Genomic DNA, 18,399 nt, shown 5'->3' on the forward strand with positions numbered 1-18,399 from the left:
TCTCGTGGCGGCATTCGAAGCCGACCCGCGCCCGCGCATTAGCGGCCCACTGGACCTGCTGCGGTGGGCTTGGGATTCAGATCAGTTCAAGACGCCGCCGTCTGATTTTGAAATGAAATATATGCATAATCCCAATCCCAAGTTTGGGTACTGCCGCCGTATGCCGAAAGCGATCCGCAAGCAGGAAGATGACTTCTGCGGCGAGTTTACCCCCACCGAAGGAAACACATAATGGAACCGAGCAAGGCCGCGATGGACGCCCCTGACATGTCCGTATTCCAGCAGCGCATAAGGGAAACCCGGAAAGCGCGCGGCATGTCGCTTGACGCCGTCGCCGAAGCGTCTGGTTTCACGAAGTCTCATGTCTGGGAACTGGAATGCGGCAAGTCACGCAACCCGACCGTTCGAGCCGTCTGGTCCTTGGCGCGGGCGCTTTGCGTCTCTCCTGCATACCTGCTTGGCATGGAAGTCGAGCAATCGGATCTGGACCCGCTGGCACTCAAGTTGGCGAGCATCATCAACCTTGAAATTGAACGCCGGAGTTCTCCCCAATGACACAACCGAGCAAGGCCGCGATGGAGCGGGCGAACGAACTGATCCGAAAGATCACGCCGGAGAATGTGCTTACCTGTCACGAGGTAAATCCGCAGCTTAATTACGTCGATGGCGCATTCTGCCGGTTCATCGACACCGTTGACCGTGTGGCGCGTGACTGCCTTGAAAACGTGAAGGATGTCGGGGGCCTTCCATATACCACCCATATACTTCAGTGCCTTATGCTCCCCGATGAGCCAGACCCGCTGGAGGAGTTCTCTAATGAACTTGCGCAGCGCCTCGATGTTTCACCACTCGCAGCGAAACAAGCCCTGCAAAACCTGATCGACAAGGGCCTCATCACCGCAGCCGGTTACGAGATAGTCAAGAAGGATGATGGGCGATGAGCGACACAAACACATCAACGACATCCATCCTCGGCCAAGCGCGGAGTGAAGGATATCGCAAAGGCTGGTCGCAAGCAGCACAGGTTTGCCGCGACGATGCCCACGATGAGGGCAGACTGGGCGAAATGTACCGCTGGGAGAACCGTCTAAACGGCATCCGCTTCCGTTGGTTCATGGTCGGAGTGATCACAACTGCAAGCATATGGTGGCTGGTATGACCGACATTAACAAGCTGATCGAGAGGCTGGGGCGGAAGGCATATCGCCGCGAGGCACCATTCGAGCCGTTCGGGACATGTGATGTTCCGTGCGATGCGGACGACTACGGCGCGGAAGAGTACCTGATAAACCCAGACGGACCAGAAGCCGCCACCGCTCTACAAACACTCAAGGAAGAGAATGAGCGGCTTCGGCACGATATTGCGCGGCACATGGAAATCGCGAACAGCGAGGCCAATAGAGGCGAGAAATTGCTCGCTGAGAATGAGCGTATGGCAGAAGCGCTTCGTCGTTGTGCCGATATTGTCGAGCGGCATCTCTATCTCCAATCGGAGAAGGTCGAAGACGTAAGGCATATTGCCTGCGCCTCACTTCCCAAGGAGACAGACAATGCGTGATGATGTTGCAGAGATCGCGAAGGGGCTGACGAAGGCGCAGTGTAAGGCGGTCATGTCTGCGCGCAAGACATTTTCAGGAATTGTGCATGTCTGGCATTCACACATCGACACAATAAAGAGTGTCCATCGCAAAGGACTTTGCACCGATCCTGACGGAAATAGGGGATACGCCATTGAAACACCCCTCGGCCTTGCCGTGCGAACCTACCTTCTGGAGACAGACAATGGACGCTGAGACGCTGCGGTCGACCGCCAATCATCACGCGGTAGATCTTGACCAATGTGCACTTTTTGCGGCTGATCTTGGGCCTCACATCGCCAAGGCTATGAACGATGCCGCCACGTTTCTGAGGTCTGCGGCATTCCTCGCCGCCCTCGAAGAACTCGCAACCCTCAAGGCGCGTTGTGAGGCGTTGGAGGGGGCTTTGCGTGACATCATCGCCCCCATCTCCAGAATGAAGCGGATAGCCGACGAAGAAGGCAGGCAACTCGACGGAGGCATGGCGGTCTATCTTGCTGGCAATGTCCCGTATCTACAAAAGATCGCCAGCGATGCCTTGGCCGAGGAGGCGAGCGGTGGAAACTGACCTAATCCATTCTCAGATTATGCGTGCCATGGTCGTTTCACAGATTGGTGAGGGCTGCCCATTCCACACCATCAAAGCCGCTGCCGACCACTACGGGGTGCATCCTGAACAGCTACGGATGTACGTTCGCGGCCTGCGTCAGGAACTTGAGCCGAAGATGATGGCAGCGATGGGAGTTGAAAAGGTCGTTTTCTACAGACCAGTCGCTTCCGCCGCCCTCGCATCCAACAATACCAAGGACACGAAGGAGGGGGAGTGATGGGCAGAGAGATACAGAAACCGGACATGAGCTCCCCATTTTTCTCGATGTACGGAGAAAAAGGTCATGAACTCGACAGCGCTCATGGCAAGTGCATCCGCTGCGGATGCCCGGCAATAAACCTTTACGAGGATGCTGCTTACGGCCCTATTCGCGACTGCAAGGAACCCACCCCATGACCACCATTAACACAACAGCAACAGATCAGGTTGAGCCGTTGAAGCCGTGTCCGTTTTGTGGATCACCCGCCGAACTGGAGCATGGATCTGACCATCACGATGCATGGTTCGATCTTGGCTGTTCGCGCCATTGGGGCCATACTCGCAACCCCGATCACAACAACACATGCATAGCTGGTCGGATGTTCTATACAGAAACTGAGGTTCCCGTAGCCGACGCCATCGCCGCATGGAACACGCGCGCATCAAACCCGGTTGATGATCGTGAAACGCTCTCTGGCTTTCAGGAAGATGAGGTTGAGGAAGCCGCGCGTGCTGCGGCTAAATCTCTTGGTTTCGACTATGATGAAGTTTGCGGGCACGAAACCGAAGCAGACGAGTGCGATAGTCCAACATGCTTGGGCGGTTTGAACGAAGATCATGACATTGACGATTGCCGAACGACGATAGTCAAGATCGCCCGCGCCGCTCTCTCCACCCTACAGGCAAAGCGGGATGCGAGGGAGAGGGAGGCTGTTGTGGCTTGGTTGCGAGATGCATCGGGGAGTCACGGCGGATCTGACTTCGTAATCCACTGCAGGCAGTTAGCCGACGCCATCGAGGCAGGCCAGCATCATGGAGGTGAGTGATGGATAAGGTGACGGACGAGGATCGGGAGGCTGCGGCGAAGTTCTACTCCGCCATGGCTTTCGGAAGCGGCGGGGGTGGCTGGTGCTATGAATACTGGGACGCTGATTGGCAGACGTACTCTAAGGGCAGAGTGCATCAAGCAACCCATTGGATGCCCCTCCCCAACCCACCGGAGAAATTGTGATGGATCTACGTGAGAAGGTGGCGCGGGCGCTGTGTGAGGCTTCCGGAGGCCATTGGCGAACGAACGATTTTCTGTCAGAGCAAGGCAAGCAAATGCTTGATCTAGACGCGCTCAACAACCACTGGCGGTATAAGGCAGACGCAGCCATACGCACGGTACTGGATGCGTTGAGAGAGCCGTCTCCGGGGATGGTGATGGCCGGGATCTCCGAGCGCCATGAACAGCCAGTGCCGGAAGCGTGGTCACTTGCCACCGCCAACATCTGGCAAGCCATGCTAGACGCCGCCATCCGCGAACACGCCGGGGATGCGGATTTGATCGATGGGGGCGAATGATGGACTGGCGTCCTATCGAGACCTATCCCTACGGCACCAAGTGGGCGCTGGCATATCACTGCATTTGCGCGCACGAAGATCATGGGTGGATCAGGTTCGGCAAGTATTATGGTGAACTAAAACGCTGGTACTACTCGGGCACAAATGAAACTAGCCAGTGGGCGCAAAAGGAAGGCGATGCTCCCACTCACTGGATGCCGCTACCAACTTTACCGGGCAGGGAAGACGTTGCAACCCCATCAGATAAAGGGTAGGTTGCTTGGGCTGCGGTGCTGTGGCTGAGAGGTCTAAGGCAGGTCCGTAACCGCGGGGGCAAGGCGCGCTAAATTGTCTCCGCCGTGGGTTCGAATCCCACCGGCCCGCAGCAAACGGGGACGTTCCAGACGCGCAAAATCCATAGCGCGACCTCGCCAGGATTATCGGATAGCTCGCGGCGCTGCTTCCGATTGACCAATGCGCCGTTACTCGGGGCTGGCATCCGTTGCGACAATCCAAGCCAGTTTGACGCATCCCGCTGACACGGGGCCGCTCACAGTCTAGGCCGCTGTGGCGTCGAGAGGCCTACTTCGCTTCCCTCATCCAAACCGCCAGCCCGTCAACCTTCGACCGGCAATCACCCCAAGCCGCCCTCATCGCCAGAACATAGCCCAGCGTTGCCATGTCGCGCGCCCGCTGCGTCTCTGGCGAACCATCCAGCGCAGGAAGGGCGGGGGCGACGGGCTCATCGGCACATGTCGCCAGTTCAGCGGGAGGCAGGGCAATCCGCACCCGCTCGTCGCAGGCAGTCAAGGCCAGACTTGAGAGGATCAGTGCCGCCGCTGGCAGCATTGCGCGCCCGTTCGTTTTCATGCTCAACCCTTTCCTTGGTATTCCCCGCGGCCTCGGTCGCTGCCTCGCTGGCCCGGCCGGTCTTCTTCTCGACCTGGCGCGTGATCTTTTCCTCGTGATGCGCGATCACCTTGCGGTCGTGCTGCCACAGCCAAGCCGCCACAAGGGCCGCACAGAGCAAGGCCAGCCCCGCATATGCGACAAGGCGTTGGAAGCGCTCAGGCACGCCCCAGCGGCCCAGAATGGCGAGGATAAAGGTCATCGATCGATCTCCGCGCCGCCGAGGTCCAGCGGCTCGGATTTGGCGAGCAATGCGGTCTTGTCCTTCGATCCCACCGAAGATCCGAACTCGTGCCCGACGATGGTGGAAGCCCAGCCTATGACCGTGCCGAGGATGACGAGCGCAACCTCCCGGTTGCCCTGTGGCAGCTCGTGCGTGAACAGCGCGGCGACGATGCCGACTGTCAGGATCATGACGATGGCGCCGATGATGTAGCCGAAGATGCTGCGTTTCTTCATGACCTGTACAACTCCGCCTCTGCCTCGCGCCGGTTCATCAGCCCCGCCATCGGTTTTCCATCGTTGTAGATCCACTTGCGGAACTCAGCGGCAGCCCCGGCATAGTCCCCGGCGTTGTGCTTCTTGGTCAGTGTGGCCTTGTTGATTGCGCCGGTATTGTAATGGAACGATACCAGGGCATCGAACTGGCTCTGCGTCGTCGGCGTGCTACCGATGGCCTTGGAGACTTCAGCCGCGTACTTCTCAATATCCCGCTCGAACCGCGCATCTGCCTGCGCCTGCGTCCAGACGGTGCCGGGACCAATATCAGGCCCGGTTGCGCCCCAGCCGATAGTCCATGGCTTGCCATCCTTGCTGCCCGGATCCGGATAGGCCTTTAGCTTGCAGCCCTCGAAACGGTGCATGAGCGCGATACCGGCAGGGCTTACCGTGCGCACCGCATCGTCGCGGGGGACACCGAAGCTGTCGAGCAGGTTGTCGAGCGCGTGGATGTTGCCGGGTTCGTTGAAGACTTTGGGTGAGGCCGCGCGCACCGCGTCGAAGATGGCTTTGCGCATCAGTTCACCTTCCCCAGCAGGAAGTTCGCAATCATCGCCACCGCGCCGCCGATACTGCCGGCCACCAGCACGATCACTTTCCACGCACCGCGGCGCTCGATCTCGCGGCTCTCGATCTTGGCCAGGCGCTGGTCTATGCTCTCAAGGGTCTTGTCGATCTTCCCCAAATGATCGTTCACTGCCTCTAACCGGCCCTCCATGCGCCCCATATCCCGGTGAATGTCGTCGTGCGTGGTCATATCTGTCTGATCTGAATGAAGGAGTACTTCCTGTCGTTCGTGACAGTGAACGGACCCGCACTTGTGGCGATGCACACACATTTGATCGTGTCGCCTGCAGCGCAATCAAGGACAATGGCGGGGATTTGCGCCCATACTTCGCGGGCCGACGCGGCTCCATTTATGGGGGTGTGGCGATAGACCTCCGACCCGTTCTTGTAGACGGCGATGCCCCACTGTTCGAGTGAAGGCACAGATGAGCACCTAGCTTGCGCCAAGACTTCATACCGCCCGTCGCACCTGACTGTTGCGGTGTAGGTTGAAGGATTGAACTCATTTGTACGGTCAGTGAGTTCAGTATCGAACGGCACATCGGCATTTTGCGCGACCGTGGTAGCCGTGCCGATGTATGCCTTGATGTAGGTGCCCTGGCGTCTGCGGATGATGTTCCCATAAAGCGGAGCAGACATGGTGATCGCACCGCTTGCCGTGGCGTTCTTCGACATGACTGCGGTGCCCGCGCCAGTGTCTACGCTGACAAGGACCGTATCGGCAGGAATCCCGGTTCCCGTCACGGTCTGCCCTGCGACAAGACCGTTTGTGTTGACGCTCGTGAGGTCCGGCGAGCCGCTGGTCGTGGTCGCCGCGCGCGAGAGCGTCGAGATCGATCCATATTGCGTGCCGAAGGAAAGCGTACAATCGGCCTCGATCAGGTTCCCGGAGCCACTTTCCAGCAATACAGCGTGAGTGGCCGTCGCGCCGTTGGTGCGCCCGTTCACCGTGATCGTGTTGTTGGTTGGCTGGTATGCCGCGCTACTGCCGTCAGTCGCAAAAGCGGCTTGGTTTGCGGGCGAAGTCGGGTTGCTGACAGTGCCGACACCATCAACAGTGAGATTGATGTTATTGCGGTTGCAGCTTTTGGTCGTGCTGTCGGAACCGATGACCGCGCCATAAATGCCGCAGCCGTCAACCGTTGCCGTGACTTGGCAGAAGCTCGCGCCATGGATCAGCTTGACGCCGTAATTGACAACATCTTTTGCGTTGACATTGGCGATCACATGGTCACCGAAACAATCGAATGCCTCACCGACATTTTCGGCTATCACATCGCATATAGCGCCGCTATACCCAACCGTCTGGATATTCAGACCGTCAGTCTGCTCCCCATAAGCAGCGCCAGCGGCAGCGCCGAGGCGAATGTCCTTGAACCTGCCGAAATACCGCACGCCGGTTGAATTAACTCCGCCGACACGGTTCCCATCAACGGCGAGTCCGGTAATCTGCATCGAGCCAAGAGAAGTCGAGTCTGCACCGCAATCGTGCACGTTGGCATCGATGACGCCGCCAGTGTTCGAATTCGCCTCGACAATTCCATACTTGGCTTCTTTGAAGCCGTAAGCCTCGACCTTAATGTTGGGGTTGGTGCAACTTACAACCGTGACCGCGTTGCAGGTCCGCACGGACGCGTTCGTTTCCATTTCGATAATGGCGTCAAGAACCGGGTTCGTAATGCCATCGATGAGAATTCCGGTCCTGTTGGTGGAATATGTGCCGGTATAGTCCGCTGCATCGAATTCCCCGGTCCCGGTAAGCATCAGCAGTTTGCCGCCGCCGATAAAGCCGCTGTTGTCCACCGAGTACGCCAGTTGCGTTCCGAAGGCATAGGTGACACCCGGCTCAAGCCAAACCTTCTTGCCCGAGGCAAGGGCTGATGCCAGCGGCGTATAGTCGTCAGTCGCGCCATCGCCTGCCGCATTGTAAGGCGCATCGCGGGGATCGACGATCTGCTGCAGCTTCTTGCCGACCGTGGACGCGGCATAGGTTGCGGCGTGGGAGAAGCCGACGAGGCCAGCGCCCTTGCTCGATGCCGTGGATGCCAGCAGCGCAGACAGCGCAGGATTGATCTTGGGAATATCCTTGATCGTGTTCCCGTCGAAGTCCTTGAGGATGCCGCGATACTCGTAGCTACCATCAAGATAAATGGGGACGAATTGCCCGCCACTGTCCGCAGTGACGACCGCTCCGAGCGACGTTGACAGGGACGCATCGGAATAGACTGCACGCGGCGTCAGTGTGCCGACATCGTAGAAATTCCACGTTGCGCCAGTCAGGCTGTCCGAGTTGCTGTCGGTCGCGCGGGAAAGATCGGAGAGTATTTCAGCGGCCATTCGTTCGCCCCATAAAAAAAGGCCCCATGAAGGAGCCTTTGTGTTATCCAGACCTGATGCGGGTGATGCTCAGGCCGAAATTCTGGTTGTGGTTACTGCTGTGCTGGTGGTTCGCCCCCAGCATTGGTTTCGTTCTCAGCGGCGGCCATACCTGGTGACTTCGCCAGCGTTGCCGCGATGTTATCGTTGAGCGCCTTGGCCTCGCGTGGAGCGGAAGCGATCATTGCCTGAATTGCCCGCTGGATTAGCGTCGATTCCTGCTGAGAGCCCGCAGGGGCCCTTGCGATCCTCAAGAGCAAGTCGCGCACCGGAGCGCTTTCATAAGCTCGCGCAAACAGCCCCCCGGCACCGGCAACGGGTATTGCAGCCTGTCCGAACAGTGAGCCAAGCGCATAGCCGCCAGCGACAGGAAGGTTCTGCACTCCGGTCGGCGGGGAAACGCTCGCAGCCGATGCGCGCCGGGTAGCGTCGAGAACTTTCACCAGACCCTCGATGCGAGCCTTGTCAGCGCCCCTGAAGAACACACCGACATTGTTCCCAAGCGAGGTTACGTTATTGACGAACCGCTCAACGCTCAAGCCCTTGTCAGCCGAGATCGCCTTGTCGAATGCCCTCTGCAGGACTGCAGCCTGCGCGCGCGACTTGCCGAAGTCGTCCAGATTGTTGAACAACCGGGCAACATCGCTGCGGTTCTTGCTGAATAGCAATTTCCCGACATTCTCCGGTGTCATTTCACTGGTCTTGAGGACGCCCTTGAGGGCTGCGTTGTCCAGTTCCCCGGCCATGGCGGCGAGCTTGTCGTTTGCAGTCTTCCATTGCTGGAACTTGCCCTCTCCGGCAGCGGAGCGAATGAAGTTACCCATATCTTCGCGCAACGGCCCGTAGATCTTCGAAAGCGCGCCTTCGCCAGTCGTGCGGCTTCCTGAAAGTTCGGGGGCCTTAAATGCGTCGCCCATTTCCTTGCGGATCTGCTCGACCACTTTGAGGTTTTTCCCCTGCAGCGCCTGTTTCCAGTCCTGCAACTTGGCGATGACAGGTTTTGTCGCGTCCGTCCCGATGCCCTGAAGATTGGCGATCTGCTCATCAATGGCCGAAACGGCTTTGGGCGTCTGGACGACCCCTTGCGTGTTCTCGATTACCGAGGTCTTGGCGCGCGTCAGGTTGCTCAATTCCCTGCTGCGATTGGCGGCAAGGTTCTTCGCGACGTCTTCAAGCGCGCCGGGGGCGTCGTCGATGAGCTTTACCGTGTCTTCCCCGCCGAACTCGCGCAATACGTTCTTGACTGCCTCTACACGCTCGCCCTGCTGTGCCGCACGCTGCCCGCCCGTACCCAAAAAGGGAATCTTCTCGCCCAACGACTGAGCGGACTTGCCGATGAACGTCTTGGGTGGCCTTACGTCGCTGGTCATGACGCGCACACCAGCCTTTTCGCCTTCCCGAACAATATCCCGCGCTTCGTTGGCGACCGGCTTGGGGATAGGGGATTTGGCGGGGGCCTTCGCACCTGGAACAGGCGCAAGCGATGCGCCGACGAATTGCGAGCCGATGCGCGCAATCTTGCCGTGCGTATCCTGTGGAGTAGGTGCAGCCTTCTCGATAGCTCCGCCGATGGTGAATGGCCGCGCAAGGGCGTTGTCGAGCATCGCCGCGTTCTGCTGCACCTTCTTGGCCTGATCATGCATGCCGAGAGCGTTGTACAGGCCCGAGGATACCTTGCTGCCTGCGCCGATGGCTTCGCGCGACACGCCCGCGATTGCCTCTGTTGCCGCGTCAGGAATGGCCGCAAGCCCCTGTCCGATACCGGCTAGGGCATTGGTGAAGGAACTGCCGATCTGTCCGAGCATGGACTGCTGCGGGGCAGGTTTCGGCTTGGGCTTCGGCGCGGCGCTTCTGCCGCCGTCGATGTTGGTGATCGACTTATCGGAAAAATCCTTTTGTGCACGCGCCTGCACCTGCTGCGGGGTGGCATTGTCCGGCACGCCATCGTAAACGTGGCTGGTGCCATCGGAAAAGGTGATGGTGACGCGGCGCGGCATTACCAGTTACTCACCGTGGGCTTGCCGGTTGTCTGGCTCGGTGCTTGCTTCATGCCCCGCTCCTTGTAGGTTCGCAGGTCGCCAATGATGCGCTTGAGGGATGCCTTGAACGCACTCTCGCTCATTTTCGGATTCAGCGCACCGATTGCTGCCGTCAGCTTTTCGCCCTCGGCATTGGATAGTGCGCCCATGCCCTTCATGGATTGCACCATGGGCAAGAACACCTGCGCCTTCATGGCATCCAGTTCAGCATTGAAGTCCGCTGCATCGGTGCCGGGGACTACCCATCCACCGAGAAGCCCGCCTGTCAGGCCCTTCGCGCCGACCGAGGCAGACAGGCCGGGGTGATCCAGAAGGCGGTTCGCAGTGCCGATAGCGCGGTCGAAAGCGTCGAGAGCGGATTGCGAATAAGCACCGTCCTTTGCCTTTCCGCCCGCGCCCTTGACCGGCTTCAGTTCGCCGTCCGGCCCCTCCTGCCAAACCCCTTCGGGCAAGCCGCGCTGCGTGATCTCGTCAGGCGAAAGCGTGCGCCACTTCTTATCCGGCTTCGGAGCGCCCTGAGCGACGACCGAAGTGTTTGGACCGAGAACCTTGCCGACATAGTTCTGCGTCTCGGCGGGAAGGCGCTGGAGCCAGTTCTCCCCGCCTTGCGACACAGCCTTCTGCACTGCACCGGGCCCAGCATTGTAGGCTGCAACTGCCTTGGCCGGATCACCGAAGTCGGAAAGCTGCTTCTCGAAATACGCCTTGCCAAGGGCTGCATTGTACTGCGGATCAGTGCGATAGCGGTTCTCGTCGAACGGGAGCCCTGCAAGTTGCGCCGCCTCCGGTGCCGTTCCCGGCATGACTTGAGCAATGCCGATAGCGCCAGCGGGAGAAGTGAGGGGCTGTCCATCGGGTGCGAACTGCTGACCGTTGGATTCCGCGCCAATCATTTTCTGGAATATGTCGCCAGGTGCTGCCGTAGGGTCGGTCGTGACGTATGCCGTCTGGCCTTCGCTCACCGTGCCATAGTGCGGCGCGAACGGAGCCTGAGCGACAAGATTGTTGTTCTGGTCGTATCGGCGAGAACCGGGGGCGAGGGTGTAGCCGCTGCTGCGCTCAAGGAATGCCTTGGCTTCTCCAGCAGAGGCAATCGCCGCCTCGCGCATCTGGGGGCTGAATTGCCCCTTGTACTGCGCAAGATCGGGATATGCCTGCGAAAGCATGTCGATGGAGCTATCCCACTTCTCCGGGTTGTCAGCCATGAGCGCGGCCTGACCGATAGCCTCGATGCGCGCCAAGGCCGCCTCGGTCTTCTGCTTGTCCGCTGCGATCTCATCAAGGTGGGTCTGACGCTGCTGCTGCGCCTGTTGCTGGCGAAGCTGGATGCCAAGGCGCGGATCGTTCTGCGTCACCTGCGCAAGCGTCTGGTCGTTCGGGCTGTTGGCATAAGCTGCAAGGGCGTTATCGGCACGGCGCTGCCTGCCTTCCTCTTGCCCCGCCTTGAAGGCGTTGAAAGCGTTCATGCCTACATCCGGCATGATGCCGAGGCCCCAGTTGATGCCAGCCATTACCTGCTGCTCCCGAAGATATTGGCCCCGATGGTCGCCAGACTATTGATGGCCTGTCCGGTGTTTGCCGCACCGACAAGCTTGGCATTCGCCTGATTGGCCGCGTTCCCGGTGTAGATCGAACCGAGCGAATTGGCGTAGTTCGAGCCCACCCCAGCCAGTGCCGATCCAGCGGAAAGGCCGACGCCCTGCTGATTGCCGAGGCTGTTGAGATAGGAGCCGAGATAGCCCTGATTGATATTGTTCTGGCGATCCTGCAGGGCTTGCAGCGCGGCCCCAGACTGAAACGTGCCGTTGCCCGCATAAACGCCGGTCACATCCTGCTTCCCGAGCGCCGATTGGAAGGCGTAATCCGAGTTGTTCAGGTAGTTCGTGAAGGCATTGCGGGCGCTGGTCGGATCGGAGCCGCCAAGGGTAACGGTCCCGGTTCCCGGAAGGTCGCGGCCCTCGCCCTTACCGAAGCTGTTCCAGTGATATTGCCCGTAGGCCCCCATGTCGTTGCCGAACTGGCCTGCTACCTTCTGGTATTCCGCCAGGAGATCGGGGTTGGCCTGCACATAGGCCGAATAGTTCGGCGTCCCGGTCTGATAGCTGGTTTCCGGAGTGCTGATCCCGAGGAAGGAATTTATCAGGTTGTTCGATGCAACGCCGGAATTGACGAACGGAGTCAGGGTTTCCTTGTTCTGCCCATAAATATCGCGCTGGACGGCGGCGCTTGCATCGGCTCCAGCCTGAGAGGCTTTCGCGGCAGACTTCGCGGCATTCGACCCGATGACGGCTGAACCTACTGCGCCGACGCCCGCAATCGCGCCGCCGATTACTGCTGGTGGCATCGTTCACTTCTCCATTCAAAGATACGCCATTCGCCGGGAACATCGCCCGCGTAGAGAACCCGGCGCTCAACCTCGCGAAAGCCCGCGCGCCGCGTGAAAAGGGCCAGATCCGGCCTGTCGTCTGAAATTCGTGCCCAGAGCCTTTTGGCCCCAAGGCTTTCGATCATGTCCCGCGCCTCAATGGCAGCGTTAAAACCCCATCGCCCCCGGCCTTCCGGGGTAATCATCACATGGACTTCGTAAGTCTCGGGAGAGGTCCATTCGAACAGGAACCCGCCATGCTCCCCGAACAGGAAAACGTTGGTTTCCCGCATCGCCCCGCTGAAGTCGCAAGGCCCGCCGATATGCGAAACGATTTCCGGGTGATTTGCGAAGCGGTTGATGATGTCCGGGTCTTCGCAAAGCCGGATCATAATACCCGGTACTGAAACGTGCAGGTCATATTGATTGACGAAGCTGACGAACTGTAGCCGTCGAACTGCGCCTCATCATTGACGGAATCTGCCGAGATACGTGCGTAGCCACGCTGTTGATCGGCGGTCATGCAGCCAGAGCAATGCTGCGAGGCCGTCATGTTCGTCGCCACAGGCAGGGTCATGCGAAACGAGAAGTTGCCCGCCGCCGTTGCATCCACCGCGATCAGGCAAGAAACCGTCACGATATTCCCAACACGCGTGTACAACGCCGTAGAAGGCGTGACGGAATCGATGTTGCTCGTGCCTGTCCCGGTCGGGCTGTAGGTTCCGCTGTCCAGCGTCGGGATGGTGTTGCCGCTTGCCGCTGTCGCGCGGCCCTTGGCGTCGAACGTGATGGACGGAATGGAAGTTGACGAGCCGTAGGAGCCGGGAGTTACCGCCGTATCGATCAGATCGATCGTGGGGTTGCCGGAAACCCCGCTTCCGTTCGTGACCGAGATATTGCTTGCCGTGCCGGTGATCGTGCGGAAGGCGTAGGAGCCCGCTGCAGTCCTCACCAGATGCCCGGTTGAGCCAAAGCCCGTAATGTTGTCCAGAAGCGTCCCTGAGGCCGCTCCGCCGCCCGTACCGCCCCTTGCGACCGAAAGGGTTCCAGTCCACCCCAGAGTGAGCGAAACGGCCTTCAGGAGCGATCCTGTAGGCGTCCCCCCCAGCGTCAGGGTGACATTCGTATCATCCGTCTTGGTCAGGTCCGTCCCGGTCACCTGACTGGACGTTACCGCAATCGGGATACTGGAAGCCGATGTTGCCTGACCTTGCGCATTGAGGGCGATAACCGCGACACTCGAAGCCGAGCCATAAGTCGCCGCCGTGACACCCGTTGCCGTGATTGCAACATCATCGGCATTGACGGTAATGCCCGTTCCCGCTCCCACGTTGAAGGTGGGACTGGTCAGGATATTACCGCCGCCCGTCAAACCGCTTCCGGCAGTCAGGTTCACCGCCTCAAGCGCCGCGATGTCCGCTTCCGTAGTGGTTACGCGGGCAATCAGGGCCAGAAGATCCGTAACCTGATCCTCAATCGCCTTGGCAACCGTCTGCCACCATACCTGGAAGGCAACGGCAGGCGTCCCCAGCTTCTCGACGATCTGCGCCGCGCGAGGAAGCCGGGGGAGATTGAGGGCCATTATCTACCGCCCCAAGGCTCATTCACGAGAATGTCAGAGAACCGAACGTCAACCGGGTCGGTGATCCTCAATTCACCGAGAAGGCCGGGGCGCGATGCCATGCCAAGCCCGCGCCACTCCACCTTTTTGCGGTACTCTCCTTGCGTCCCCAGTGTCGTCGAACGCCAGTTGCCCCAAGTCTTCCCGGCATCGCGGGACAGGCGAAGCTCCAGCGCCGGGTCTGCGTAGGTTCCGGTAAGATACGTGGTGGATCCGGGGTTTGTCCGTACAAGCACGTTACTGATCGTCACGCCCGAGGAATTGAGCGGGAAGCCGAACGAAAGGCGGCGCTCCAGAACCCCGCCGAGGTCCAGCCAGTCAGAGCCGAAGGTGAAGGTCTTGCCGTCCAGCGAGGAACCAAAAACGCCCTTGGCGAAACACTGCGGAATCCAGTTGTCTTGCCCCCACGACTTGAACTCGCTCCACGTTCGCGACTTGTAGGACCACACCTGCGTTTCGTTATCGATGCGCAGACAGAGGAACTCCGCCCCCTCGATGTTGAACGTGAACAACCGGCATTCGGTGCTCGCTTTGATCCTTGCTTCAAGGCCGGGATTGGAAATTACCGTGTTCTCATCGGTCAGGCAGACCTGATTGAGGTCCGTGACCCATGCGAACGTTGACCCGATGGACGTAGCGCAGCCGGTGTTCTTGATGCCGCGTTCGATCACCCGGCCCTGTAGAGGCTGGAAGGGCAGCGTTGCATCCCCGGTCGTGGGCCAGAATTCGACGGTTTCCGCGCCGAAGATGATGAGAATGCTATCAATGAACAGGAGATCGAGAGAACGGTCTGGCGCGCTTTCCGCTGTAGCGAAGGCCAGCGCATCAATCGAGGTGGCCAGAACATCGGACCAGTAGAACTTGCCGGTGTCCTTCCTGATCGCAATGGCGCGGGACTGCCCGACGATGACTTTCGAAACGCTGGCGCTATCGGGAAAGGCAATCGCCGCAAGGGTCGTCCCGTCATAACCCCACAGGCTCGCACCCGCAGCGACAAACAGGAATGTCTCATAACCAGCCATCGAAACGGGTCCGGTGCCGTCCAGATTGCCAAGCAAGGTGGTGCCCGTGTAGAGATCGCCACCCGAGACCCCGAACAGGGCCGTGGAAAGCACGTTGTCGGCCTTGAATAGGGCCTCTACAGGGCCAGCGCCCATATCTGCCGACCTGTCTGTCAGACCGGGCCGGGATTGCACTGCGATACCCCTCGATTCGGTCGGGGCTGGCTCCACGAACATATTCACGACAGGCAGGGAAGGCATATCGCCGCGCGAGCGCGCATATGACGAAGTGCCGAACTCGACTTGCATCAGAAATACTGCGCAGTTCTCGCCGGACGCGTTGAGCCCAGCTTGTAGGAAATAGCCTGTCGGAAGCCCGATGCGCTCAACCGCAGGCGCGCCGGAATATCACCGAATGGACCGGCGATCTCTTCCGCAAGACACGCGGCGAAACCGTTCAAGCCGCGATCAGCGAGCGGGCAAGTGCTGTTCAGTGTCAGCCCAACAAGATCGACCCATCCGCTGCGGTCATAGAGCCAGCGATTGCGGGTTGAACCGTCCTGAACTTCGATCAACGCGAGGTCATAAGGGGGCCTGTCCGTGCCCGCCTGACCGTCTTCAGCGTAGGTCGTGGGAATAGTGATCGTCGGGGAGCCGGAAGTCTGCACCCGTTCGCCCTCAAGGGCGGTATAGGCAGCGGTCTTGTAGACATCGGTGAGCCTGCCGAACATGCCGCCCGAGACCCATGTATCGAACATGGATTGCAGGGCCTCCATGCCCAGATCGGCTTCGTCTGCGGTCGGGTCGTCGCCAAGCGCAACAATACCGGCGAGGCGATACGCCTTGCTCACGACATCACGACAGGTTGCCATGTTCTACCCCGGAAAAGGAACGGGGAGCGCAAGGGCCCCCCGCTCGGTCATCAGGAGGCGCTACCCTCAACGACATAGAACAGCGTGAGGTACAGAGTACCCGCAGCGCCGGTCGCGGCATTGGCAGCCGCAACGCCGGTAATCAGCGTCTTGTCGGTGTACGAATAGCCAGCGCCAGCAGTCGCAATCGCAGTCGAAAGCGTGCCAGCCTGCCCAACGGTCGAAGCCGCGAAAATACGGTTCGTGTCGCTCGCATCGCCAACGTCAATCGTGAGCGTCGGAGCGCCGTTGGTGTCCATGTCGGTTGATTCAAGCACAGCCATAACGACACGCGCGCCTGCGGGGACATACCCGAAGTTGATCGTATCGGTGGTGGCCGGTGCGGCGGAACAGGCGACTTCGAAAAAGAGCGCCTTGCAGTTGTTCGCCAATCCGTGCGACGGAACGGGAACCTTGTCGTAGTCAGTGGCGGAATAAGTCGCCATTGTTCATCTCCTCAAGGGAAAGGGGCGAGCCTAAACCCGCCCCGCTAGGATCAGGAGTCAGCCGCAGCCGCGAAGAACGCGGTCAGCATGCCATGCTGCTTGCCGTTGAACGCCATCTTCTTGACGCCCAGAAGCTCTTCGATCGCCACGCCCGGACGGAACTTGTAGTCCTTGGTCATGTCGGTCTGCGGAGTGGGCATCTGGCCCCAAGCAACGCCAACGGACTGCTGTCCGCAGACGAAGACCGGGCGAACGTCAGCCGATGCAGCGCCAGCGGCATCGAGAACGCCCGAGGCGCTTGCGATGTCGTCGATCTCGGGAACCTCGCGGTGGAGGATGCCGTCATAGATCAGGTCGCCGTCCTGGAACAGCGGATTGGCTGCAACGTCACGCGGGCGGGCCTCACGGTTTGCCTGCGTCATGGTGCTGTCCGCCTTGAGGTCGCGGAAGGTCCGGGAGCCGTGGAAAGCCACGAAGTATTCCTGACCGACGCTCGACTTGAACGGGCGGATATGCGGATCGGCCTGCTTTGCAAGGCGCTTGGCAAGGCTCATGCTCGCGACCGTGCACTTGTCATCGGTCGTGTCGATATTGCCCAGCGCGGTTGCGAAGGTGGCCGAATAGTTCGAGATCAGCTTACCGAACAGAAGACGGTCGCTGTTCGCTGCCGAGTAGGCATTGCGATTGGCGGCGCTGCTGTCCACCATATCGACCGTGGTCGAGCCGGTGGTAACGACCGAAAGCATTGCAGCGATAATATCGTCGCGCAGCTTTTCCGATTCCCACTGCTTGAGCATGTCGCGCGCAGCATTGAGTAGGTCGATCTCGGTCTTGTAGCTCGTGCTTTTCGGGACACGAACACCGTTGCGACGCCAGTCAATCGAAATCGGGCAGTTGTAGTTGCCCAGATCTTCTTCGTTGCCGTCCAGAGTGGTCGAGCCCGTAACGCCGTTGCCGGTCAGACGGGTAATCAGCGGAATGTTGATCGTCTTGCCAGCTTCACTTTCAAGCTCGTGCTTGGTGATGATGATGCTGGATGCAGAGCGGCCCATGTAACCACGGAAGCCGGATTCGCGGACGTATTCCTTGAAGTAGTCCGAAAGCCACTTCTGCTTTTCAAGGGCGGAGGCCAGGGTAACTTCGGCCATGGTTCAAATCCTTATTTGAACTCCTCGTCGAACACCGCCGTTTGCCCCGTTGCCGTATGCTGGACGCCGCCTGCTGACGGGTCAGATACAATGGACTTGGGCGGTTTCGGTGCGGGAGCAGGGGAAGGGGTTTGCGCGGCAACTTGGGCCTGAGCCTGTTTCCACGCGCGGAATTGCTCATACTCAGAGGCATCGACGTTCGATGCGATCTGGTCGCGTTGATACTGCTGGTAGGCGAAACCAACCGGGTCGGGGCTGTTCGCTACCATCTGGTTGAAATAGGGATCGGCATCGCACTTGGACCGCGCCCATTCGACCGCTGTATTCACCACTTCCTCGCCGTGCTGCTGCACTGCGAAGCGGCGGGACATTTCGAGCCGTTGGGAGTAAAGCTGCCCTTGGAACTGCTGCTGTTGATATGCCTGCCACCCTTCCGGGTCTTCGAACATATCGGGCGGGGTAGCTTCCTGCTGGGGCTGCTGTTGCTGCCTGTAGCGTTCGGCTTCCGCCTTGAATGCCTTCAGTTCGTCCCGAACCTCGTGAAGCGCCGCAAGCGGCACCATCGGCTGTTCGGTCCTGATTTCCGGCTGCACCTGCGGCTGCTGGACTTCCGTTGCCGGTTCCTTGGCCCTGAACTTGCCCGTTTCATCGCGGGCCGGTTCTTCCTTCGGTGCTTCCTCTACCGCTTCCGCGACCGGCTCGGGCTGTGCCTCCTCGGTAACGAACGGTTCGGTTTCAAACAGTTCCTCTTCGTGCGTCTGTTCCGTCATTTAACCCTCTTGCCCGTAACGCAGGCATGGCGAAGCGC

At 59.6% G+C, this 18,399-nt stretch carries 27 protein-coding genes and 1 tRNA gene; 13 read left to right on the plus strand and 15 right to left on the minus strand.

The window, feature by feature from the left end:
- Positions 1-4: 4 nt before the first annotated feature.
- From B5483_RS14625 to B5483_RS23215, 13 genes are all read left to right on the plus strand, one after another.
- On the plus strand, positions 5-232 hold the full coding sequence (locus B5483_RS14625; RefSeq protein WP_176168060.1) for a hypothetical protein: 228 nt from the start codon (positions 5-7) through the stop codon (positions 230-232).
- Entirely contained in the window at positions 232-555 is a 324-nt protein-coding gene (locus B5483_RS14630; RefSeq protein WP_079730916.1) for a helix-turn-helix domain-containing protein, read from the plus strand. The genes B5483_RS14625 and B5483_RS14630 overlap by 1 nt, the downstream gene beginning before the upstream one ends.
- Positions 552-941 (plus strand): GntR family transcriptional regulator, encoded by a 390-nt coding sequence (locus B5483_RS14635; RefSeq protein WP_079730917.1) that lies wholly within the window; start codon positions 552-554, stop codon positions 939-941. Before B5483_RS14630 ends, B5483_RS14635 begins: the two co-directional genes overlap by 4 nt.
- The gene (locus B5483_RS22895) at positions 938-1,159 is read left to right on the plus strand and encodes a hypothetical protein (RefSeq protein ID WP_139384009.1); all 222 of its coding nucleotides are present in this window, start codon (positions 938-940) and stop codon (positions 1,157-1,159) included. The genes B5483_RS14635 and B5483_RS22895 overlap by 4 nt, the downstream gene beginning before the upstream one ends.
- A complete protein-coding gene (locus B5483_RS14640; protein WP_139384010.1) occupies positions 1,156-1,557 on the plus strand; it encodes a hypothetical protein in 402 nt (133 codons plus the stop codon). The genes B5483_RS22895 and B5483_RS14640 overlap by 4 nt, the downstream gene beginning before the upstream one ends.
- Positions 1,550-1,792, plus strand: coding sequence for a hypothetical protein (locus B5483_RS14645; protein WP_079730919.1), 243 nt, complete (start codon positions 1,550-1,552; stop codon positions 1,790-1,792). The genes B5483_RS14640 and B5483_RS14645 overlap by 8 nt, the downstream gene beginning before the upstream one ends.
- A complete protein-coding gene (locus B5483_RS14650) occupies positions 1,782-2,144 on the plus strand; it encodes a hypothetical protein (protein ID WP_079730920.1) in 363 nt (120 codons plus the stop codon). The genes B5483_RS14645 and B5483_RS14650 overlap by 11 nt, the downstream gene beginning before the upstream one ends.
- Positions 2,134-2,403, plus strand: coding sequence for a hypothetical protein (locus B5483_RS14655; RefSeq protein ID WP_139384011.1), 270 nt, complete (start codon positions 2,134-2,136; stop codon positions 2,401-2,403). The genes B5483_RS14650 and B5483_RS14655 overlap by 11 nt, the downstream gene beginning before the upstream one ends.
- A 175-nt stretch (positions 2,404-2,578) precedes the next feature.
- Positions 2,579-3,211, plus strand: a complete 633-nt coding sequence (locus B5483_RS14660; protein WP_139384012.1) for a Lar family restriction alleviation protein — start codon at positions 2,579-2,581, stop codon at positions 3,209-3,211.
- Between the two features lie 53 nt (positions 3,212-3,264).
- Positions 3,265-3,396: a DUF551 domain-containing protein gene (locus B5483_RS23760; protein ID WP_425435047.1), complete on the plus strand. Its 132-nt coding sequence runs from the start codon at positions 3,265-3,267 to the stop codon at positions 3,394-3,396.
- On the plus strand, positions 3,396-3,731 hold the full coding sequence (locus tag B5483_RS14670; RefSeq protein ID WP_079730924.1) for a hypothetical protein: 336 nt from the start codon (positions 3,396-3,398) through the stop codon (positions 3,729-3,731). Before B5483_RS23760 ends, B5483_RS14670 begins: the two co-directional genes overlap by 1 nt.
- Positions 3,731-3,985 (plus strand): DUF551 domain-containing protein, encoded by a 255-nt coding sequence (locus tag B5483_RS23765; protein WP_425435048.1) that lies wholly within the window; start codon positions 3,731-3,733, stop codon positions 3,983-3,985. The genes B5483_RS14670 and B5483_RS23765 overlap by 1 nt, the downstream gene beginning before the upstream one ends.
- A 12-nt stretch (positions 3,986-3,997) precedes the next feature.
- A tRNA-OTHER gene (locus B5483_RS23215) sits at positions 3,998-4,095 on the plus strand.
- A gap of 378 nt (positions 4,096-4,473) precedes the next feature.
- Here B5483_RS23215 and B5483_RS14685 read toward each other — a convergent pair.
- From B5483_RS14685 to B5483_RS14755, 15 genes are all read right to left on the minus strand, one after another.
- Positions 4,474-4,821: a hypothetical protein gene (locus tag B5483_RS14685; protein WP_079730927.1), complete on the minus strand. Its 348-nt coding sequence runs from the start codon at positions 4,819-4,821 to the stop codon at positions 4,474-4,476.
- On the minus strand, positions 4,818-5,078 hold the full coding sequence (locus B5483_RS14690; protein WP_079730928.1) for a hypothetical protein: 261 nt from the start codon (positions 5,076-5,078) through the stop codon (positions 4,818-4,820). The genes B5483_RS14685 and B5483_RS14690 overlap by 4 nt, the downstream gene beginning before the upstream one ends.
- Positions 5,075-5,635 (minus strand): lysozyme, encoded by a 561-nt coding sequence (locus B5483_RS14695; protein ID WP_139384013.1) that lies wholly within the window; start codon positions 5,633-5,635, stop codon positions 5,075-5,077. The genes B5483_RS14690 and B5483_RS14695 overlap by 4 nt, the downstream gene beginning before the upstream one ends.
- A complete protein-coding gene (locus tag B5483_RS14700) occupies positions 5,635-5,874 on the minus strand; it encodes a hypothetical protein (protein ID WP_079730929.1) in 240 nt (79 codons plus the stop codon). The genes B5483_RS14695 and B5483_RS14700 overlap by 1 nt, the downstream gene beginning before the upstream one ends.
- Positions 5,871-8,021, minus strand: coding sequence for an autotransporter outer membrane beta-barrel domain-containing protein (locus B5483_RS14705; RefSeq protein ID WP_079730930.1), 2,151 nt, complete (start codon positions 8,019-8,021; stop codon positions 5,871-5,873). The genes B5483_RS14700 and B5483_RS14705 overlap by 4 nt, the downstream gene beginning before the upstream one ends.
- A 92-nt stretch (positions 8,022-8,113) precedes the next feature.
- Positions 8,114-10,057 (minus strand): hypothetical protein, encoded by a 1,944-nt coding sequence (locus B5483_RS14710; RefSeq protein ID WP_079730931.1) that lies wholly within the window; start codon positions 10,055-10,057, stop codon positions 8,114-8,116.
- Entirely contained in the window at positions 10,057-11,610 is a 1,554-nt protein-coding gene (locus B5483_RS23370) for a transglycosylase SLT domain-containing protein (protein ID WP_079730932.1), read from the minus strand. Before B5483_RS23370 ends, B5483_RS14710 begins: the two co-directional genes overlap by 1 nt.
- On the minus strand, positions 11,610-12,443 hold the full coding sequence (locus B5483_RS14720; RefSeq protein WP_079730933.1) for a hypothetical protein: 834 nt from the start codon (positions 12,441-12,443) through the stop codon (positions 11,610-11,612). Before B5483_RS14720 ends, B5483_RS23370 begins: the two co-directional genes overlap by 1 nt.
- Positions 12,428-12,856, minus strand: coding sequence for a hypothetical protein (locus tag B5483_RS14725; RefSeq protein ID WP_079730934.1), 429 nt, complete (start codon positions 12,854-12,856; stop codon positions 12,428-12,430). The genes B5483_RS14720 and B5483_RS14725 overlap by 16 nt, the downstream gene beginning before the upstream one ends.
- Entirely contained in the window at positions 12,853-14,046 is a 1,194-nt protein-coding gene (locus B5483_RS14730; protein ID WP_079730935.1) for a hypothetical protein, read from the minus strand. Before B5483_RS14730 ends, B5483_RS14725 begins: the two co-directional genes overlap by 4 nt.
- Positions 14,046-15,395, minus strand: a complete 1,350-nt coding sequence (locus B5483_RS14735; protein WP_079730936.1) for a packaged DNA stabilization protein — start codon at positions 15,393-15,395, stop codon at positions 14,046-14,048. Before B5483_RS14735 ends, B5483_RS14730 begins: the two co-directional genes overlap by 1 nt.
- Complete coding sequence (locus B5483_RS14740) at positions 15,395-15,958, minus strand: hypothetical protein (protein ID WP_079730937.1); 564 nt, start codon at positions 15,956-15,958, stop codon at positions 15,395-15,397. Before B5483_RS14740 ends, B5483_RS14735 begins: the two co-directional genes overlap by 1 nt.
- A gap of 50 nt (positions 15,959-16,008) precedes the next feature.
- Positions 16,009-16,443: a hypothetical protein gene (locus B5483_RS14745; RefSeq protein ID WP_079730938.1), complete on the minus strand. Its 435-nt coding sequence runs from the start codon at positions 16,441-16,443 to the stop codon at positions 16,009-16,011.
- Positions 16,444-16,493: 50 nt separating this feature from the next.
- Entirely contained in the window at positions 16,494-17,591 is a 1,098-nt protein-coding gene (locus B5483_RS14750; RefSeq protein ID WP_079730939.1) for a phage capsid family protein, read from the minus strand.
- An 11-nt stretch (positions 17,592-17,602) separates the two neighbouring features.
- Positions 17,603-18,361, minus strand: a complete 759-nt coding sequence (locus tag B5483_RS14755; RefSeq protein ID WP_079730940.1) for a hypothetical protein — start codon at positions 18,359-18,361, stop codon at positions 17,603-17,605.
- Positions 18,362-18,399 lie beyond the last annotated feature (38 nt).

Origin of the sequence: Novosphingobium mathurense (genome assembly GCF_900168325.1) — a bacterium.
Classification (GTDB): Bacteria; Pseudomonadota; Alphaproteobacteria; order Sphingomonadales; family Sphingomonadaceae; genus Novosphingobium; species Novosphingobium mathurense.

What these genes read in the sequence shown, in the direction of transcription:
- B5483_RS14750 (WP_079730939.1), bottom strand. Translation starts at nt 17,591, where the DNA reads ATGGCCGAAGTTACCCTGGCCTCCGCCCTTGAAAAGCAGAAGTGGCTT.
- B5483_RS22895 (WP_139384009.1), top strand. Translation starts at nt 938, where the DNA reads ATGAGCGACACAAACACATCAACGACATCCATCCTCGGCCAAGCGCGG.
- B5483_RS23765 (WP_425435048.1), top strand. Translation starts at nt 3,731, where the DNA reads ATGGACTGGCGTCCTATCGAGACCTATCCCTACGGCACCAAGTGGGCG.
- B5483_RS14740 (WP_079730937.1), bottom strand. Translation starts at nt 15,958, where the DNA reads ATGGCAACCTGTCGTGATGTCGTGAGCAAGGCGTATCGCCTCGCCGGT.
- B5483_RS14720 (WP_079730933.1), bottom strand. Translation starts at nt 12,443, where the DNA reads ATGCCACCAGCAGTAATCGGCGGCGCGATTGCGGGCGTCGGCGCAGTA.
- B5483_RS23370 (WP_079730932.1), bottom strand. Translation starts at nt 11,610, where the DNA reads ATGGCTGGCATCAACTGGGGCCTCGGCATCATGCCGGATGTAGGCATG.
- B5483_RS23760 (WP_425435047.1), top strand. Translation starts at nt 3,265, where the DNA reads ATGGCTTTCGGAAGCGGCGGGGGTGGCTGGTGCTATGAATACTGGGAC.
- B5483_RS14730 (WP_079730935.1), bottom strand. Translation starts at nt 14,046, where the DNA reads ATGGCCCTCAATCTCCCCCGGCTTCCTCGCGCGGCGCAGATCGTCGAG.
- B5483_RS14755 (WP_079730940.1), bottom strand. Translation starts at nt 18,361, where the DNA reads ATGACGGAACAGACGCACGAAGAGGAACTGTTTGAAACCGAACCGTTC.
- B5483_RS14660 (WP_139384012.1), top strand. Translation starts at nt 2,579, where the DNA reads ATGACCACCATTAACACAACAGCAACAGATCAGGTTGAGCCGTTGAAG.
- B5483_RS14690 (WP_079730928.1), bottom strand. Translation starts at nt 5,078, where the DNA reads ATGAAGAAACGCAGCATCTTCGGCTACATCATCGGCGCCATCGTCATG.
- B5483_RS14705 (WP_079730930.1), bottom strand. Translation starts at nt 8,021, where the DNA reads ATGGCCGCTGAAATACTCTCCGATCTTTCCCGCGCGACCGACAGCAAC.
- B5483_RS14630 (WP_079730916.1), top strand. Translation starts at nt 232, where the DNA reads ATGGAACCGAGCAAGGCCGCGATGGACGCCCCTGACATGTCCGTATTC.
- B5483_RS14650 (WP_079730920.1), top strand. Translation starts at nt 1,782, where the DNA reads ATGGACGCTGAGACGCTGCGGTCGACCGCCAATCATCACGCGGTAGAT.
- B5483_RS14640 (WP_139384010.1), top strand. Translation starts at nt 1,156, where the DNA reads ATGACCGACATTAACAAGCTGATCGAGAGGCTGGGGCGGAAGGCATAT.
- B5483_RS14695 (WP_139384013.1), bottom strand. Translation starts at nt 5,635, where the DNA reads ATGCGCAAAGCCATCTTCGACGCGGTGCGCGCGGCCTCACCCAAAGTC.
- B5483_RS14645 (WP_079730919.1), top strand. Translation starts at nt 1,550, where the DNA reads ATGCGTGATGATGTTGCAGAGATCGCGAAGGGGCTGACGAAGGCGCAG.
- B5483_RS14685 (WP_079730927.1), bottom strand. Translation starts at nt 4,821, where the DNA reads ATGACCTTTATCCTCGCCATTCTGGGCCGCTGGGGCGTGCCTGAGCGC.
- B5483_RS14670 (WP_079730924.1), top strand. Translation starts at nt 3,396, where the DNA reads ATGGATCTACGTGAGAAGGTGGCGCGGGCGCTGTGTGAGGCTTCCGGA.
- B5483_RS14635 (WP_079730917.1), top strand. Translation starts at nt 552, where the DNA reads ATGACACAACCGAGCAAGGCCGCGATGGAGCGGGCGAACGAACTGATC.
- B5483_RS14710 (WP_079730931.1), bottom strand. Translation starts at nt 10,057, where the DNA reads ATGCCGCGCCGCGTCACCATCACCTTTTCCGATGGCACCAGCCACGTT.
- B5483_RS14700 (WP_079730929.1), bottom strand. Translation starts at nt 5,874, where the DNA reads ATGACCACGCACGACGACATTCACCGGGATATGGGGCGCATGGAGGGC.
- B5483_RS14735 (WP_079730936.1), bottom strand. Translation starts at nt 15,395, where the DNA reads ATGCAAGTCGAGTTCGGCACTTCGTCATATGCGCGCTCGCGCGGCGAT.
- B5483_RS14745 (WP_079730938.1), bottom strand. Translation starts at nt 16,443, where the DNA reads ATGGCGACTTATTCCGCCACTGACTACGACAAGGTTCCCGTTCCGTCG.
- B5483_RS14725 (WP_079730934.1), bottom strand. Translation starts at nt 12,856, where the DNA reads ATGATCCGGCTTTGCGAAGACCCGGACATCATCAACCGCTTCGCAAAT.